Source organism: Micromonospora sp. WMMC273, from assembly GCF_027460285.1.
GTDB classification, from domain to species: domain Bacteria; phylum Actinomycetota; class Actinomycetes; order Mycobacteriales; family Micromonosporaceae; genus Micromonospora; species Micromonospora aurantiaca.
In genome coordinates this window covers 4835054-4851146 of the sequence record NZ_JAPZBE010000001.1, presented here as the reverse complement: position 1 = coordinate 4851146, position 16093 = coordinate 4835054, and the positions used below count along the sequence as shown (strand labels likewise).

The 16093-nt window shown below is 73.8% G+C and carries 17 protein-coding genes; 9 read left to right on the top strand and 8 right to left on the bottom strand.

All coding sequences use genetic code 11. From position 1 onward, the window contains the following. Positions 1 to 24: 24 nt before the first annotated feature. Entirely contained in the window at positions 25 to 1122 is a 1098-nt protein-coding gene (locus tag O7611_RS22425; protein ID WP_194800736.1) for a 3-deoxy-7-phosphoheptulonate synthase, read from the bottom strand. A gap of 255 nt (positions 1123 to 1377) precedes the next feature. Between O7611_RS22425 and O7611_RS22420 the strand changes: the two genes are divergently transcribed. Beyond that, positions 1378 to 1599, top strand: coding sequence for a hypothetical protein (locus O7611_RS22420; protein ID WP_013288141.1), 222 nt, complete (start codon positions 1378 to 1380; stop codon positions 1597 to 1599). Here the strand turns inward: O7611_RS22420 and O7611_RS22415 are convergent. Then, entirely contained in the window at positions 1574 to 2287 is a 714-nt protein-coding gene (locus O7611_RS22415) for a phosphodiesterase (RefSeq protein WP_269697524.1), read from the bottom strand. The two genes, O7611_RS22420 and O7611_RS22415, sit on opposite strands and share 26 nt — an antisense overlap. Before the next feature lie 85 nt (positions 2288 to 2372). On the opposite strand from O7611_RS22415, the gene O7611_RS22410 reads away from it, so the two are divergent. From O7611_RS22410 to O7611_RS22380, 7 genes are all read left to right on the top strand, one after another. Beyond that, entirely contained in the window at positions 2373 to 3662 is a 1290-nt protein-coding gene (locus tag O7611_RS22410; RefSeq protein WP_269697523.1) for a M16 family metallopeptidase, read from the top strand. Next, positions 3662 to 5005 (top strand): M16 family metallopeptidase, encoded by a 1344-nt coding sequence (locus tag O7611_RS22405; protein WP_269697522.1) that lies wholly within the window; start codon positions 3662 to 3664, stop codon positions 5003 to 5005. Before O7611_RS22410 ends, O7611_RS22405 begins: the two co-directional genes overlap by 1 nt. A gap of 97 nt (positions 5006 to 5102) precedes the next feature. Continuing rightward, complete coding sequence (locus O7611_RS22400) at positions 5103 to 6125, top strand: aspartate-semialdehyde dehydrogenase (protein WP_194800682.1); 1023 nt, start codon at positions 5103 to 5105, stop codon at positions 6123 to 6125. Between the two features lie 99 nt (positions 6126 to 6224). Then, positions 6225 to 6893 (top strand): TMEM175 family protein, encoded by a 669-nt coding sequence (locus O7611_RS22395; protein WP_194800683.1) that lies wholly within the window; start codon positions 6225 to 6227, stop codon positions 6891 to 6893. Positions 6894 to 6958: 65 nt separating this feature from the next. Then, on the top strand, positions 6959 to 7375 hold the full coding sequence (locus tag O7611_RS22390) for a CBS domain-containing protein (protein ID WP_030502240.1): 417 nt from the start codon (positions 6959 to 6961) through the stop codon (positions 7373 to 7375). A gap of 160 nt (positions 7376 to 7535) precedes the next feature. Next, positions 7536 to 7907 carry an SCP2 sterol-binding domain-containing protein gene (locus O7611_RS22385; protein WP_194800684.1) on the top strand — a complete coding sequence of 124 codons (372 nt, stop codon included), beginning with the start codon at positions 7536 to 7538 and terminating at the stop codon, positions 7905 to 7907. Beyond that, positions 7907 to 9970: an amylo-alpha-1,6-glucosidase gene (locus O7611_RS22380; RefSeq protein WP_194800685.1), complete on the top strand. Its 2064-nt coding sequence runs from the start codon at positions 7907 to 7909 to the stop codon at positions 9968 to 9970. The genes O7611_RS22385 and O7611_RS22380 overlap by 1 nt, the downstream gene beginning before the upstream one ends. Positions 9971 to 9976: 6 nt before the next feature. On the opposite strand, the gene O7611_RS22375 is transcribed toward O7611_RS22380, so the two are convergent. Continuing rightward, a complete protein-coding gene (locus O7611_RS22375) occupies positions 9977 to 10366 on the bottom strand; it encodes a VOC family protein (protein ID WP_194800686.1) in 390 nt (129 codons plus the stop codon). A gap of 9 nt (positions 10367 to 10375) precedes the next feature. After that, complete coding sequence (locus O7611_RS22370; RefSeq protein ID WP_194800687.1) at positions 10376 to 11035, bottom strand: alpha/beta hydrolase; 660 nt, start codon at positions 11033 to 11035, stop codon at positions 10376 to 10378. Positions 11036 to 11134: 99 nt separating this feature from the next. Between O7611_RS22370 and O7611_RS22365 the strand changes: the two genes are divergently transcribed. Then, on the top strand, positions 11135 to 11887 hold the full coding sequence (locus O7611_RS22365; RefSeq protein ID WP_194800688.1) for a lysophospholipid acyltransferase family protein: 753 nt from the start codon (positions 11135 to 11137) through the stop codon (positions 11885 to 11887). A gap of 207 nt (positions 11888 to 12094) precedes the next feature. Here the strand turns inward: O7611_RS22365 and O7611_RS22360 are convergent, their stop codons facing one another. The 4 genes from O7611_RS22360 to O7611_RS22345 form a co-directional block, all read right to left on the bottom strand. Then, positions 12095 to 12838 (bottom strand): hypothetical protein, encoded by a 744-nt coding sequence (locus tag O7611_RS22360; RefSeq protein ID WP_269697521.1) that lies wholly within the window; start codon positions 12836 to 12838, stop codon positions 12095 to 12097. A 74-nt stretch (positions 12839 to 12912) separates the two neighbouring features. Further along, complete coding sequence (locus tag O7611_RS22355) at positions 12913 to 13629, bottom strand: response regulator transcription factor (protein ID WP_013288128.1); 717 nt, start codon at positions 13627 to 13629, stop codon at positions 12913 to 12915. Beyond that, on the bottom strand, positions 13599 to 14795 hold the full coding sequence (locus O7611_RS22350) for a hypothetical protein (RefSeq protein WP_194800690.1): 1197 nt from the start codon (positions 14793 to 14795) through the stop codon (positions 13599 to 13601). Before O7611_RS22350 ends, O7611_RS22355 begins: the two co-directional genes overlap by 31 nt. Continuing rightward, positions 14785 to 15960, bottom strand: a complete 1176-nt coding sequence (locus tag O7611_RS22345; protein WP_269697520.1) for an ATP-binding protein — start codon at positions 15958 to 15960, stop codon at positions 14785 to 14787. The genes O7611_RS22350 and O7611_RS22345 overlap by 11 nt, the downstream gene beginning before the upstream one ends. Positions 15961 to 16093: the final 133 nt, after the last annotated feature.

Genomic DNA, 16093 nt, shown 5'->3' with positions numbered 1-16093 from the left:
CGGTCAAACTCGCCCCAACCCCGCTCAGGCCCGGGCCGGGAGCGTGGCCCGGCGGGCCCGGACGGCCTGGGCCAGGTGCTCCAGCACCTCGGCCGTGGTGTCCCAGCCGATGCAGGCGTCGGTGACCGACTGGCCGTACGTCAGCTCCCGGGTCGGGTCCAGGTCCTGCCGGCCGGGCACCAGGAAGCTCTCCAGCATGATGCCGGCGATCCCGCGCTGACCGGCGGCGAGCTGGGCGGCCACGTCGGCGGCGACCAGCGGCTGGTTGCGGTGGTCCTTGCCGCTGTTGGCGTGGCTGGCGTCGACCACCACCCGCTCCGGCAGGCCCGCCGCCCGCAGCAGCTCCAGCGCCCCGGCCACCGACTCCGCGTCGTAGTTCGGCCGGCCGCCCCCGCCGCGCAGCACCAGGTGCCCGTCCGCGTTGCCCCGGGTGTGCATGATCGCCGGGGTGCCGGAGACGTCGATGCCGGGGAACACGTGCGGCACCCCTGCTGCCCGGATCGCGTCCACGGCGGTGGCGATGCTGCCGTCCGGGCGGTTCTTCATGCCGATCGGCATGGACAGCCCGGAGGCGAGCTGCCGGTGCACCTGGCTCTCCACCGTCCGCGCGCCGATCGCGCCCCAGGCCACCGTGTCCGCGATGTACTGCGGGGTGATCGGGTCGAGGAACTCGCAGCCCACCGGCAGGCCCAGCCGCAGCACGTCGAGCAGGAGCGCCCGCGCGGTACGCAGACCGGTGTTCACGTCGCCGGAGCCGTCCAGCGCCGGATCGTTGATCAGGCCCTTCCAGCCCACAGTCGAACGCGGCTTCTCGAAGTAGACACGCATCACCACGAGCAGGTCGTCGGCGACCCGGGCGGCGGCCTCGCGCAGCCGGCCCGCGTACTCCAGGGCGGCGGCCGGGTCGTGCACGGAGCAGGGGCCGACGACGACGAGCAGCCGGTCGTCGGCGCGGTCCAGCACCCGGCCGACGGCACGGCGGCCCGCCACGACGGCCTCGGCCAGCGGGGTCTCGAGCGGCAGGTGGTGGTGCAGCAGGGCCGGGGTGGTCAGCGGCACCACACGGTCGATGCGCTGGTCGATGACCCGATGGGCGTCCTGGGACGTGGTCACGGTGGGGATTCCTTCCGCCGACCGTGCCCCCGTGCCGGGTCCGGGGGATCGAGCCGGCTGCTCGCATACGAAAGGGCAGGGAAAAGAATCCCTGCCCGGCCGGCTCGAAGAGGTAAGTGACGTCAGCTCATGGTCGAGTCACCGGCTCCTCCAGCCGGCTGCCTAAACCATCGATACGACCGCGTCACGTCGGCCAGCGTACCCGACGCGCGGCGGAAAGCCCGCTGTCGTTCCGAAGTGCGGAACGCGGGGTATGTGATCGGCATGACCACGAGCCATGACCCGAGCGACCAGGAACGGATCGAGTCCCGAGCGCATCTGCTGCCGGAGGAGGCGGCGGCGGGCAGCGACGACGCCGAGGCGCAGGCCGACGCGATCCTCACCGAGTCCGACATCCGCGAGGCGGACCAGAACGCCGCCCCCGACACGGTGCTGGAGCACCGCACCTCCGAGCAGACCGTCACCCCCGTCGAGCCGCCCGACTGAGCCCGGCGCCCCGGGCCCGGCGGGAACCCCGGTAACTGTCGTCCCGCAGCCGGGCCAGCGGGCCGGCCAGACGCAATCCCGGCGGCACGTTGCCGATCGGGTCGAACGCGAGCGCGGCGTCCTCGGCGGCGCCGCGCTCGTCGTCGAGGCGTACCTCGCCGAACGGCCGCCACCGGCCCACCGCCGAGGCGACCGCCAGCACCAGCCGGGGCTCGTCTGCCGCGACCGCCGCGCCCACCCCGGCCAGGCCGCGACCCAGGTCGGGTGACTCCGGGTCGGCCAGCACGGCCAGGAACAGCCGCCGCCCGCCGGCCCGGAACGGCATGATCGACGTGTACGTCCCGGTGAAGCGCCGCCGGGGCAGCGGCAGGTTCCGCAGCACCGGCGCGGCGCCGCTGGAACTCCACAGCAGGTCCACCGGCGGCTCCGGGTCGCGGTGCAGCCGTACCGCCACGCCCAGCACGTCCGGCCAGCCACCCGGCGTCGGCACGCCCTTGGACAGGCGGATCGTGGCCGGCCACCGGCCCGGCAGGTCGAGCAGCGGCACCCCGGTCGGCGGTCCCGGCGTACCCCAGATCCGGGTCTCGCTGGCGAACGTGCGCCCGGCCGGGTGCAGCAGCCGGGCGTGCCGGAGCCGGGCCAGCGCGGCGGCGGCGCGCTCGACGGCGGAGGGTGTGGTGGCGGCCATGCCCGCACGGGTACCCCGGCGCGCACCGACGATGCTCCGGCGCGCGTGTCACCTTTCCGCCGCCGGGATCGGATAGCGTCGTCTCATGCCCGACAGCGGTTTCCCCTGGCCGATCGAGACGACCCGACTGGACAACGGCCTGCGCGTGGTGGTGAGCGAGGACCGCACCGCCCCGGCCGTGGCGGTCAACCTCTGGTACGACGTGGGCTCACGCCACGAGCCGGCGGGACAGACCGGCTTCGCCCACCTCTTCGAGCACCTCATGTTCGAGGGCTCGGTGAACGTGGCGAAGACCGAGCACATGAAGCTGATCCAGGGCGCGGGCGGCTCGCTCAACGCGACCACCAACCCGGACCGGACCAACTACTTCGAGACGGTCCCGGCCGAGCACCTGGAACTGGCGCTCTGGCTGGAGGCCGACCGGATGGGCGGGCTGGTGCCGGCGCTGACCCAGGAGACGCTGGACAACCAGCGCGACGTGGTGAAGAACGAGCGCCGCCAGCGCTACGAGAACGTGCCGTACGGCGACGCGTGGCTGCGCCTGCTGCCGCTGCTCTACCCGCCGGGCCACCCGTACCACCACGCCACGATCGGGTCGATGGCCGACCTGAACGCCGCCGACCTGGCCACCTTCCAGGAGTTCCACAGCACCTACTACGCGCCGAACAACGCGGTCCTCACCGTGGTCGGCGACACCGAGGCGGCGGAGGTGTTCGGGCTCGCCGACAAGTACTTCGGCGGCCTGGCCGCGCGGGCCGACATCCCGGCCGCGCCGGACGGCCGCACCGTGCCCGCCACCGGCAGCCCGGCGGTGGAGACGGTCACCGCCGACGTGCCCGCCCCCCGCGTCTACGTCGCGCACCGCACCCACCCGTTCGGCACCCAGGGGTACGACGTGACGACGGTGCTGGCCACGGTGCTCGGCAGCGGCCGGGGCAGCCGGCTCTACCAGCGACTCGCCGACGGTGAGCGGATCGCCCAGCCGGACCTGGTCGGCGCGTACGGGGTGGACCTGGCGCACGCGCCCGCCCCGCTGATCGCCACCGCCACGGCCCGGCCCGGGGTGAGCGCCGAGCGGCTGCGCGACGGGCTCGCCGACGTGGTCGACGAACTGGCCACCGTGCCGGTGACCGCCGCCGAGCTGGACCGCGCCAAGGCGCTGCTGAGCACCATGTGGTGGCGGCAGATGTCCACCGTGGACGGACGGGCGGACACGCTCGGCCGGTACGCCACCCAGTTCGGCGACCCGGCCCGCGCGGCCGACCGGCTGCCGGCCTGGCTCGCGGTGACCGCGGAGCAGATCGCCGAGCAGGCCGCCGAGCTGCTCGGCGCCGCCGACCGGGTGATCCTGTCCTACCTGCCCGAGGAGAAGTGATGTCGCTGATCGCCACCCGTCCCGGCCCCGGCGCCGCCCGCGCCTACCGGTTCCCGCAGGTGGTCCGGCGGACGGTGGCCGGCGGTCAGGTGGTCGCCGCGCACCTGCCCGGGCAGAATCTCGCCGTCGCGCTGCTGCTGCTCGACGGCGGCGCGGGCCGGGAGCCGGTCGGCAAGGAGGGCCTCGGCGCGGTGCTGGCGAAGGCGCTGGAGGAGGGCACCGCGCAGCGGGACGCCACCGCGTACGCGCTGGCCATCGAGGCGCTCGGCACCGAGCTGTCGACCGGGCTGGACTGGGACTCGTTCCAGGTGAGCGTGCAGGTGCCGGTGGACCGGCTGACCGCCGCCGTGGAGCTGCTGGCCGAGGCGGTCCGTACGCCCCGGCTCGACCCGGCCGACGTGCGGCGGGTCCGCGACGACGAGGCGACGGCGCTGCGGATGGACTGGGCCAACCCCGGCCCGCGCGCCGACGCGGTGCTGCGGGCCGATCTGTTCGGCGCGCAGCACCGGTGGGGCCGCCCGCTCTACGGCGACCCGGACAGCGTGGCCGCGCTGGAGGTGGACGACGTCACCGTCTTCCACTCGGAGTGGTTCATCCGCCCCGGCACGCTCGTCGTCGCCGGTGACCTGGAGCGGATCGACCTGGACGCGCTCGCCGCGACGGCGTTCGCCGGGGCCGGCGGCGGCCCGGTGGAACGCGGCGGTCCGATCGACGTGCCGCTGGCCGGGCAGCGCCGGATCATCCTGGTGGACCGGCCCGGCTCGGTGCAGTCGACGCTGCGGCTGGGCCACCCGTCCCCGCACCGCGCCCACCCGGACCACGTGCCGATGACGCTCGCCGGCACCGTGCTCGGCGGCGCGTTCACGTCCCGGCTCAACCACCTGATCCGCGAGGTACGCGGGTACACATACGGGATCCGGGGCGACTTCGCCTCGTCCCGGCGGTTCGGCCGGTTCGCCGTCAGCTCCGGCGTGCAGACCGCGGTGACCGCCCCGGCGCTCGTCGAGTCGGTGGGCGAGATCTCGCGTACCCGGCTCACCGGCGTCACCGAGGACGAGCTGGAGGTGGCGCGTTCCTGGCGGGCCGGGCAGCTCTCGGTCGAGTTGCAGAGCCCTCGAGCCATCGCCGCGGCCCTGACCACGCTCGTCGTGCACGACCTGCCGGACGACTACCACGCGCGGCTGCGTGAGCAACTGCTCGCGGCGACCGTCGAGGACGTCTCCGCCGCCGCGGCGACCTACCTGCACCCCGAGTCGCTGACCATGGTGATCGAGGGGGACGCGGCGGTCATCCGGGACGAGCTGGTCGCCAGCGGTCTCGGTGAGGTGGTCGACCACACCTGACCGGACGGGGCGGCGGGCCTGTGATTCCCGTCGCCCCGCATCCGTGCGGTGGGAAACGTTTCCCACCCGCGCCGCCCGGCTGGGTAGCCTCGCGGGCATGAGGATCGGCATTGTGGGAGCCACCGGCCAGGTCGGTGGCGTCATGCGGCAGGTGCTGGCGGAGCGCGAGTTCCCGGCGGAGCAGGTGCGCCTGTTCGCCTCGGCCCGGTCGGCCGGGCGCACGCTGCCCTGGCGCGACGGCGAGGTCACCGTGGAGGACGCGGCCACCGCGGACTACCGCGGCCTGGACATCGTGCTCTTCTCGGCGGGCAAGGGCACCGCGAAGGAGCTGGCTCCCCGGGTCGCGGAGGCCGGCGCCGTGGTGATCGACAACTCCTCGGCGTTCCGGATGGACCCGCAGGTGCCGCTGGTGGTGGCCGAGGTCAACCCGCACGCGATCGCGGACCGCCCGAAGGGCATCGTGGCCAACCCGAACTGCACCACGATGGCCGCCATGCCGGTGCTGCGCCCGCTGCACGACGAGGCCGGGCTGGTCAGCCTCGTCGTCGCCACCTACCAGGCGGTCTCCGGCGCCGGCCTGGCCGGCGTGGCGGAACTGGACGAGCAGGTCCGCAAGGTGGCCGAGGACGCCGCCGGGCTCGCCTTCGACGGCGGCGCGGTGGAGTTCCCGGCGCCGCGCTCGTTCGCCCGCCCGATCGCCTTCAACGTGCTCCCGCTCGCCGGCTCGATCGTCGACGACGGCTCCTTCGAGACCGACGAGGAGCAGAAGCTGCGCAACGAGAGCCGCAAGATCCTGGAGATCCCCGGCCTCAAGGTCTCCGGCACGTGCGTGCGCGTCCCGGTCTTCACCGGCCACTCGCTGCAGATCAACGCCCGGTTCGCCCGGCCGATCGACCCGGCCCGGGCCCGCGAGCTGCTCGACGGCGCGCCCGGCGTGGCGCTGCGCGACGTGCCGACGCCGCTGGAGGCGGCTGGCCAGGACCCGACGTACGTCGGCCGGATCCGCGCCGACGAGACCGTCGAGCACGGGCTCGCGTTGTTCTGCGCCAACGACAACCTGCGCAAGGGCGCGGCTCTCAACGCCGTGCAGCTCGCCGAGCTGGTCGCCGCCGAGCGCTGACCCGTCGGGCGTCCGTGCCCTGCCACCCGGCACGGACGCCCGCACAGCGGGTATGCCCGCCGGGTCGCCGGCCGCCCGCGCCGGCAGGCGGGGGTGCAGATGACGGCTGAAGGGGACACCGAGTCCGCCGGGATGCGTTCGGACACGGGCCGGGCTGTCGGGTTCAGCGACGCGGTCTTCGCCATCGTCATCACGCTGCTGGTGCTCGACCTGCGGGTGCCCGAGACGGCGCCGGGCGGGATGCTGCGCGCGCTGCTCGACCAGTGGCCGGTCTACCTCGCCTACGTCACGTCCTACCTGTACGTGGCGGTCAACTGGCTGAACCACAAGGGGACGTTCCACCGGGTCCGCTGCGCCGACCGGGGACTGCACTGGGCGAACCTCGGCGTGCTGTTCAGCGTGGCGCTGCTGCCGTTCGTCACCGCGCTCGTCTCCCGCGCCGTGGAGGCGGGCGACGTCTTCGACGAGCGGGTTGCCGTGTCCGCGTACGCGCTGGTCGGCGTGATCCTGTCGATCACCTGGCTGTGGCTCTACCACTACCTGAGCCGGCACCGGGAACTGCTGGAGCCGCACGTCCCCGCCCGGTTCTTCGAGGCCGAACGCGTCCGGGCCCTGCTCGGCGTGCTCGCGTACGCGATCGCCGGTCTGGTGGGCGTGCTGCTGAGCGTGCCGGCGGCGCTGGTGGTGCTCCTGCTGCTGCCGATCTTCTACGGGCTGTCCAGCAACGGCTCCTACGACCTGCGCCGGCGCCTGCACCCCCGGCGGTGACGCGGGCGTTACCCCGCCTGCGGCGGCGGGTAGACGGCCGTGCCGACACCGAGAGGGGAAGCACCATGACAACGGTCGGAGAGTTCATGACGACCCGGTTGGTGACGATGGACGGCAACGACACGCTCATCGCCGCAGCGCAGGAGATGCGCGACAGCGCCATCGGCGACGTGGTGGTGACCGACGGCGACAACGTGGTCGGCATCGTGACGGACCGGGACATCACGGTACGGGGCGTGGCCGAGAACATGGACCCCACCGCCACCCGGCTCAACCAGATCACCAGCAAGGACGTGGTGACGGTGAGCCAGTACGACGACGCGGTGGCCGCCGCCGACCTGATGCGCACGTACGCGGTCCGCCGCCTCCCGGTGGTCGACGACGGCCGCCTGATCGGCCTGATCTCGATGGGTGACCTGGCGGTGGAGCGGGAACCCCAGTCGGTGCTCGCAGACATCAGCGCCGACGACCCCAACAACTGACCTGTCCGCCGCGATGACGCCGGCTCCCGGTTCGGGGGCCGGCGTCGCGCGTGCACGCGGTGGCGCCGCGTTCACCCGCTTCGGGCGAGGTTGGCCGCGGAACGGGTGGGGACACGGGCCACGGACAGGGAGACCGCGGATCGCGGGAGGAGTCGCCCGGATGGTGGACATGACCACGAGATTCTTCGAGGACCTGGATCGGCGGGGGTTCGAACCCTTGCTGGTCAAGACATCCGGAACGCTCCGCTTCGACCTGCACGAGGGTCCGCACACCACGCACTGGCTGCTGGAGATCGATCACGGCAAGCTGCGGGTCCGGCAGGAGGACGGCGAGGCGGACACGGTGGTGGGCACCGAGCCGCGCCTGTTCGCCGAGCTGGTCGGTGGTGAGGAGAACGCCATCGCGGCGCTGCTGCGCGGCGACATGACTGTCGTCGGCGACCTGCGGCTCGTGCTTCAGGTCGAGCGGGTCTTCCCCGGCCCGCCGGACTCCCGGGGACCGCACCACACGTTCGGCGGGAGGGGTGCCTGATGCCCGGCAGCGGCAACACCGTCCGGATCCTGGACGGCAACACGTTCGTGGTCAGCGAGGACACCGGCGACATCGAGGCCACCCCGAGCGAGCCGACCGGTCTGTTCTCGCTCGACACGCGCTACCTGTCGAAGTGGGTGCTCACCGTCAACGGCGAGCGCCTCAACGCGCTGTCCTACGACGACCTCCAGTACTACGAGGCCCGGTTCTTCCTGGTACCCGGCATGGCCACGCACTACGTCGACGCGAAGCTGTCGGTCATCCGGGAACGGGCGGTCGGCGGCAGCTTCCGCGAGACGCTGACCATCCTCAACCACGACGAGAAGCCGGTCGACCTGGAGGTCCGGATGGACGCCGGGTCCGACTTCGCCGACCTGTTCCAGGTCAAGGACGAGATCCTGAACAAGAAGGGCGAGCACTACGCCGAGGCCGAGTCGGACCGGCTGCGCCTGGGCTACCGGCGCGGCAACTTCCGGCGCGAGACGCTCGTCTCCGCCAACCAGCCGGCCCGCTACGACCAGCGCGGCTTCGCCTGGAGCATCCGGCTGGAACCCAACGAGCAGTGGGACGCCGTCATCGACGTGCAGACGTTCGCGATCGGCCCGGGCGGCCGGGACCTGCGGATGGGGCTGCGCGCGCACGGCACCGAGCGGCTCGCGCTCCAGCACGACCTGGAGGAGTGGATCAGCCGGGCCCCGAAGCTGAACAGCGAGCACGAGGAACTCGCCGCGACGTACCGGCGGAGCCTCGTCGACCTCGCGGCGCTGCGCTTCTCGCCGCTGTCGCTGGGCGGGCAGACGCTGCCGGCTGCCGGTCTGCCCTGGTTCATGACCATGTTCGGCCGGGACAGCATCCTCACCTGCCTGCAGGTGCTGCCGTTCGCGCCGGAGATGTCGAAGACCACGCTGCGGATCCTCGGCGCGCTCCAGGGCACCCGGTTCGACGACTTCCGGGACGAGGACCCGGGCCGGATCCTGCACGAGATGCGGTACGGCGAGACCGCGGCGTTCGAGGAGCAGCCGCACTCGCCGTACTACGGCTCGGTGGACGCGACGCCGCTGTTCGTGGTGCTGCTCGACGAGTACGAGCGGTGGAGCGGCGACGGCGCGCTTGTGAAGGAGCTGGAACAGGAGTGCCGGTCCGCGCTGAAGTGGATCGACGACTACGCCGACCTGCTCGGCAACGGCTACATCTGGTACGAGCGGCGCAACACCGACACCGGCCTGGAGAACCAGTGCTGGAAGGACTCGTGGGACTCCATCTCGTACGCCGACGGCACGCTGCCGCCGTTCCCGCGGGCCACCTGCGAGGTGCAGGGGTACGCGTACGACGCGAAGATGCGGGCCGCCCGGATGGCCCGGCTGTTCTGGGGCGACCCCGCGTACGCCGATCAGCTGGAACGCGAGGCGGCGGAGCTGAAGCGGCGCTTCAACAACGACTGGTGGGTCGCCGATCGCGGCTTCTACGCGCTCGCCCTGGACCCGGACGGGCGTCAGTGCGACGTGCTCAGCTCCAACATGGGCCACCTGCTGTGGAGCGGGATCGTGGACGACGAGCGGGCGCCGAAGGTCGCGGAGCATCTGGTCGGTCCCCGGCTCTGGTCCGGCTGGGGGGTGCGGACGCTGGCCGAGGGTGAGGTCCGCTACAACCCGATCGGCTACCACAACGGCACGATCTGGCCGTTCGACAACTCGTTCGTCGCCTGGGGTCTGCGCCGGTACGGCTTCGCCGAGGAGGCCGCCACCGTCGCCAACGGCATCCTCGACGCGGCCACCTACTTCGACGGCCGGCTGCCGGAGGCGTTCGGCGGCTACCAGCGCGAGCTGACCAAGTTCCCGGTGGAGTACCCGACCGCGTGCAGCCCGCAGGCCTGGTCCACCGGTGCACCGCTGCTGCTGCTGCGCACCATACTCGGGCTGGAGCCGCACGAGCAGCACCTGGCTGTCGACCCGCGGCTGCCGGTGGGCATGGGACGGATCGAGGTGCTTGACATCCCGGGCCGCTGGGGCCGGGTGGACGCGTTCGCCCGGGGCCGGCTCAACCTCGAGGAACTGGCCGACTGAGCCCGGTCAGTGCCCGGGCGGCGACGCGTCGTGCGCCTCGTTCGGCGGGAGCAGGCAGAACTCGTTGCCCTCCGGGTCGGCCAGGACGGTCCAGCGCGGCAGCTCACGCACGACCGTCGCGCCCGCCTCCAGCACCGCGGCCCGCTCCTCGGCGTCGCCGACCAGGTCCAGGTGGATCCGGCCGGGCTCGGGCAGCGTCTCGGCCGGGCTGATCCACAGGTCCGGGCGCCGCCCGTGCGGGTCGCGCAGCAGCACCGCCTCCGTCGGCGCGAGCGTGCCCTCGGCGAGCTTCACCCGGTCCGCCTCGACCACCGGCAGCCCGGTGACCGCACTCCAGAACGGGGCGAGCAGGTAGGGGTCGCGGCAGTGGATGACGATCGCGGCGAGGTCGGGCATGCCTCGAACCTAGTCGCCCGCGCCTGCGGGCAGGACGCTGTCCAGGAACGCGGCGGCGGCCGCGATCAGGTCGGGCCGGGCCAGGTCGAGCGCGTGACCGCCGTGTGTGAGCCACAGATGCACCGGGTGACCGGCGGCGAGCAGCCGGCCGGTCAGCTCCACCGGCTGGGCGGCCGGCACCGCCACGTCGTCGCGGCCCTGCACCAGCAGCACCGGCACGCCGGAGCCGACGTGGGTGGCGACTGTCGCGCCGACGGTGGCCGGGTCGCCTGCGGCCGGCGGGTGGCCCAGCAGGTCGGTCCACGGGTCGTCGCCGGGGGCGCGCCGGCGCCGCTGCTCCGGGTCGAGCGGGTCCACGGGGGCCCAGTACGCGAGCACGCCCGTCACGTCGCCGGGCCGGTCCACCCCACGCAGGCCGAGCTGTAGGGCCAGCATCCCGCCGGCCGAGTCACCGGCCACCAGCAGCGGCAGGCCGCCCGCCGCAGCCCGGGCGGCCCGGGCCGCGTCGCGGACGTCGTCGAGCTGGGCGGGCCAGCGCGCCTGGTGGGAGAACCGGTACGTGGCCTCGACCACGCGCAGCCCGAGCGCCGCGAGCGCCGCCCCGTCCTCCTCGGCGCGGGCCCGCCAGCCACCGCCGTGGATCCAGAGCAGCACCGCGCGTTCGGGCATGTCGCCATCGTCGCCGCACCCGCGTCGGTGCGCGACCCGGGTCTGCCGAGGGCAGATCGGCCCTACGGTCGCGTAACCTACTCGGGGTAAAGTTTCGCCATGTCGGAACTCGTGTACCCACCTGTGATCACCGCCGCGAAGACGATGTTCCGGCTGCTCGACCTGCGCCTGGACGTTTCCGGCAGCGAGCACGTGCCGCACAGCGGCGGCGCGGTGCTCGCGTCCAACCACGTGAGCTACCTCGACTTCATCTTCTGCGGCTACGGCGCGCACCCGGCGAAGCGACTGGTCCGGTTCATGGCCAAGGACAGCGTCTTCCGGCACCGCGTCTCCGGTCCGCTGATGCGCGGCATGAAGCACATCCCGGTGAACCGGGCCGCCGGCGCCGGCTCGTACGCCGCAGCGGTGGGCGCGCTGCGCCGGGGCGAGGTGGTCGGCGTCTTCCCGGAGGCGACGATCAGCCGTTCCTTCGTGGTGAAGGACCTGAAGAACGGCGCGGCCCGGATGTCGCAGGAGGCGGGCGTGCCGCTGCTGCCGGTCGCGCTCTGGGGCACCCAGCGGCTGTGGACCAAGGGCCGCCCGCGCACGCTGACCCGCCGGCACACGCCGATCACCATCATCGTCGGCGAGCCGATGGACCCGGCCGCCTACCCGGACGCCACGGTCATGACCGCCGACCTGCGGAGCCGCCTGTCGGCGCTGGTCGACCGGGCCCAGCGGGAGTACCCGGACAAGCCGTCCGGCCCGGACGACACCTGGTGGCAGCCGGCCCACCTGGGCGGCAGCGCGCCGACCCCGGAGGAAGCGGTCGAGCTGGACCGGTCCGAGCGCCGCACCCGCAGCGCCTCCTGACGGCCCCCGCCCCCGCGCGCTGTGGGCTCGCGAGATCTTGGTACGAAAGGGCCCCTAGGAGGGCCGTTTCATACCAAGATCTGTGCTGATCCCATGAATCGGGACGTTTGTCTCATGTAGTGGCGCTCAACGGGTGAGCGACAGGCCTGGAGTGCGAGTGCGCCCGAGTCGGCGACTTCGGCGGGCCATCGGCCGGCGACGACGGCGTCAGCAGGCGGAGCCGGGCTGGTCGTGGGCGGGGAACCCGGACCACGACCACGGCGATGCCTCGGCCTCCGCCGGACGGTAGTAGTCGTCGCGGGACAGGAACTCCACCGGCAGCGAGCCCGGCAGCGTCACAGTGCCCAGCGTCGGGCCGGGGGAGGCGGCCACCCGGACGGCGAGCACGTCCCGCTCCGGCGGGGACAGGTCCACCAGTTCGGCGTTCGCCAGCCGGAAACCGGCCACCGCGCGGCGTACCTGCCGGGCCAGCGCGGCCACCTGACCGACCGGGCCGGTCAGCGCCAGCGCCGGCTGCCGGATGGTGCGCAGCGCGTCGCAGACGATGCGCAGCTCGGCGGTGCCGTCGCCCGCCTCGGCCAGTTCCAGCCGGGACGGCCACTGCCAGCGGATCTGCCCACTGACCAGGCGGGACAACCGGACCGGACGCCGGTGCCGGGCGACCGCCCGGCCGTCCCGCCCGGAGACCACCGACAGATCCGAGCCGGTGCAGACGTACGCCAACCGGCGCTCGGTGACGGTGATCGTCGCCGGCGCCAGCAGCGACCAGCAGCGGACGTCCTCGGTGGGGCCGAGCAGGTGACCGGCGACGCGCAGGCAGTGCTGCCCGAGCAGGCGTTCGCCCGGTTCGGGCACCAGCTCGTAGCGCCGGTCGAGCACGGGACGGGTGGGGTCGCCGTCGGCGTCGAACCGATGCGGCCCGACGAAGAAAGGTGTGGCGTCCTCCGGCACGGTACGACCTCCCGGTGACGGTTGGCGGTACCGGTGAGCCTGCCCGATTCCTGGGGTGACTGTCATGACACCTGTTAGGGGGTCGGCCGGTCGGCCGACGCCTGCGACCGGTAGATGCCGATATCTTCCGGTCGGACGAGTCCGTCCTCGATCGCCCGGGCGAGCAGCGCCGCCTTCGTGGCGGCCGGACGGCCCGCTCGGGTGTACTTGATCCGCGCACGGTCGACGTACTGCTTCACCGTGTGCTCACTGATCTGCATCCGGCGCGCCACCGACGCCTTCGACATCGACTGGAACCACAGCAGAAGCGCCTCGCGCTCCTTGTCCGACAGGGACGGACGATCCGGACGGGCGTCCCCGACCATCGCTCCGGCCAGCGCAGGCGGCACGTACGGCCGGTCGCTCGCCGCCGCCAGCACCGTCGCCACGCAGTGCTCGCGTCCCTCGTGCTTGGCCAGGAACGCGACCGCCCCGGCGTCCAGCGCGGCGAGCATGGTCTGCGGGTCGCTGTGCTCGGAGTAGACCACCACCCGGCGCCCGGCCGCGCTCAGCTCGGCCAGCTTGTCCAGCACCATCCGGCCGTGCAGGCGCAGGTCGAGCAGCACCACCTCGGCGTCCGGTGCGGCCCGCAGCACCTCGTCCGGGTCGTCGCCGGTGGCCAGCACCCGCAACCGCGGTTCGCCGGCCAGCCAGGCGCGCACCCCGTCGATCACCACCGGATGGTCGTCCACTATCGCCACCCCGATCGGGGTGCCGGCGTTCACGTCCGCCGCCAGCGGGTCTGCGTCCATCTGATCTCCCCGTCCCGCTCGTGCAGGTGTTCCACCGGCCCGTCCCCGCCGGTCACCGGCTCGTCCGGGCCGTCGTGATCCGGCGTCACCAGGCTGACCACCACCTCGTCCGGGCCCGCCACCACGGTGAGCCGAGCCCAGCCCTCGGCCCCGGCGAGCGCCGCCGTGAGCGGGTCGGCCAGCCCACGCCGGATCTGCACCGGCAGCTCCGGTGGCGTGCCGACCGACACCAGGTCGATCGGCAGTCCGTTGCGCTCGGCCAGGTCGGCCGCCGCGCGCAGTTCGTGCAGCAGCGCGTCCGGCACGTCGTCCGACTCGGCGATCAGCCGGCGCAGCCGGGCCGCGGCCAGCACCGCGCGCCGCCGTACCGCCGGGTCGGCCGGGTCGGCGTCGCCCGCCGCCAGCCCGGCCAGCACCTCCTCGGCGGTGCCGCTGACCAGCGCCAGGCGCGCCTGTCGCTCGGTGCGGGCCCGCTCGGCCGCCTCCTGCTCAGCGGCCACGGCGAGCGTCGCCGCTGCGGTGGCCGCCCGGTCCCGGGCCTGCGCGGTGAGCGCTGCCGCGCCGACGAAGACCGCCACGGGCAGGGTGGAGGTGCCGTAGACGTACATCGCGGCGCGGCTCAGGTCGGCCGGCGCGGTCGCGCCGTACAGCACCACCGCCGCCAGCGCGATCGTGCCGTGCGCGGCGAGCATGAGCAGCAGCCAGCGCACCGGCCGCCGCCAGAGCACCAGCAGGAAGAACCAGGCCAGGCCGCCCCACACCCAGTTGGCGGTGCTGAACAGGAATCGCTCGCCGGCCCCGGCGACCACCGCCGCGTCCACCCCCAGCAGCGCCACCGCCAGCGGCCCGGCCGGCGGCAGCCCGCCGCGCAGCAGCCGTACCCCGGCCCCGACCCCGACCAGCGCGGTCACCAGCCAGCCCGCGGCCACCACGGCCGGGAAGGCCATTCCCGGCCCGGCCCGCAACACGGCGGGCAGCGCGACCGCCAGGTGCCAGGTCGCCGCGATGACGATCGCGGCGATGCGCGCGCCACCGTCGGACGCGTCGGCCACCGCGTGCGCCTCCGGCGGGGCGGTGGCCGTTCCGGAGCGCGTCGCCACCCGCGGCCGGGGCAGCGGGCGCAGCGCGTGGCCGGCCGTCACCGCCGTACCCGACTCACTCGCCATCGGACCACTCCAGCCGAATCCGGGTGCCGGCGCCAGGGGCGGAGGTCACCACCGCCCGACCGCCCACAGTGCTCATCCGGCCGTGGATCGACTCGCGCAGCCCGTACCGGTGCGCCGGGACCGTGGACGGGTCGAAACCGGGACCGTCGTCGACCACCTCGACCACGACGGTGCCGCCCTCGCGGGCCAGACGCAGCGACGCGTCCGCGCCCGGCGCGTGCCGCGCCACGTTCGCCAGCGCGGCGGCGGCGCTGTCGGCGAGCGCCGTGGCGACCTCCGCCGGCAGCCGGCACGGCGCGAGCGTCGCGGTCACCGCCGGCCCGGGCGTCGCGGCGAGCACCTCACGCAGCCGTTCGTCCAGGTCGGCCTCACCGGCCGCGGTCGCGGTCCGCGCACCGGCAAGGGCGGTGAGGGTACGCAGATCGTCCGCGCACCGCTCGCGCAACGTCGCCGAGTCGGGTACGGCACCGAGGCCGACCATGGTGAGCGTGCCCAGGACGGTGTCGTGCAGGTCGCGGTTCTGCCGCCGTTCGTCCTCGCGGGCGGCGCGTGCCACCACCGCCTCGTGCGACAGACGCTGGTAGTCGGCGAACGCGGCGTCGGCGCGGGCGATCCGGCGGCGCATCACCGCCGTCATCACCGCCGCGCTGCCGGTCTGCACCAGCAGCGTCCCGGCGTGCGCCCGCGCCTCGATCGGGTTGCCGGCGAGCGTGGTGCCGGTGACGTACGCGGCGGTGACCAGCAGGCCGGCCGGCACGGACCAGCGGGCCGGGGCGGTGGCCTGCGCGTTGATGACTGTCGAGCTGGCCAGCACCGCGATCCAGCTCGCCTCGCCGGGCAGCACCTCCGGCGCGACGAGCCACGGTACGGCGAGTGCGGCGGCGGTGGTCAGCGCCACGTCGCCGGCGACGAGCACGCCGCCGATGCCGTGCCGCAGCGCGCGCCACGCGTACCAGACCGACCAGGCGGTGAGCACGGCGACGGCGGGGATCAGCAGCGCCACCCGCACCGGCGGCGTACGCACCGACAGCGCGACGACCGCACCGACCAGACCGCAGGTGAGCCGCAGCAGCGCGGGCAGGGTCGTGAAGATCAGGCTGAACGCGTCACCCGCCGGGCGGGCCAGCGGGGGCCGGGGCAGGGGCATGGCGGCAGCGACCGGCATCGGGGAGATGTCCTTCCGGTTGCGACCCGGCCGGGTCCGCGCGGCATAGATTGACGCTGGAGAATAACATGGTTTGTCGCAACTGGTCACCCTTGGTGCTTGACGAGTTTCGCTCCGGCGTAAAGCAGCCGGC

Coding starts and splice junctions, on each gene's coding strand:
- O7611_RS22355 (WP_013288128.1), bottom strand. CDS start 13,629: ATGGACGCAGACCCGCTGGCGGCGGACGTGAACGCCGGCACCCCGATC.
- O7611_RS22350 (WP_194800690.1), bottom strand. CDS start 14,795: ATGGCGAGTGAGTCGGGTACGGCGGTGACGGCCGGCCACGCGCTGCGC.
- O7611_RS22405 (WP_269697522.1), top strand. CDS start 3,662: ATGTCGCTGATCGCCACCCGTCCCGGCCCCGGCGCCGCCCGCGCCTAC.
- O7611_RS22395 (WP_194800683.1), top strand. CDS start 6,225: ATGACGGCTGAAGGGGACACCGAGTCCGCCGGGATGCGTTCGGACACG.
- O7611_RS22365 (WP_194800688.1), top strand. CDS start 11,135: ATGTCGGAACTCGTGTACCCACCTGTGATCACCGCCGCGAAGACGATG.
- O7611_RS22410 (WP_269697523.1), top strand. CDS start 2,373: ATGCCCGACAGCGGTTTCCCCTGGCCGATCGAGACGACCCGACTGGAC.
- O7611_RS22370 (WP_194800687.1), bottom strand. CDS start 11,035: ATGCCCGAACGCGCGGTGCTGCTCTGGATCCACGGCGGTGGCTGGCGG.
- O7611_RS22400 (WP_194800682.1), top strand. CDS start 5,103: ATGAGGATCGGCATTGTGGGAGCCACCGGCCAGGTCGGTGGCGTCATG.
- O7611_RS22415 (WP_269697524.1), bottom strand. CDS start 2,287: ATGGCCGCCACCACACCCTCCGCCGTCGAGCGCGCCGCCGCCGCGCTG.
- O7611_RS22420 (WP_013288141.1), top strand. CDS start 1,378: ATGACCACGAGCCATGACCCGAGCGACCAGGAACGGATCGAGTCCCGA.
- O7611_RS22375 (WP_194800686.1), bottom strand. CDS start 10,366: ATGCCCGACCTCGCCGCGATCGTCATCCACTGCCGCGACCCCTACCTG.
- O7611_RS22380 (WP_194800685.1), top strand. CDS start 7,907: ATGCCCGGCAGCGGCAACACCGTCCGGATCCTGGACGGCAACACGTTC.
- O7611_RS22385 (WP_194800684.1), top strand. CDS start 7,536: ATGGTGGACATGACCACGAGATTCTTCGAGGACCTGGATCGGCGGGGG.
- O7611_RS22345 (WP_269697520.1), bottom strand. CDS start 15,960: ATGCCGGTCGCTGCCGCCATGCCCCTGCCCCGGCCCCCGCTGGCCCGC.
- O7611_RS22390 (WP_030502240.1), top strand. CDS start 6,959: ATGACAACGGTCGGAGAGTTCATGACGACCCGGTTGGTGACGATGGAC.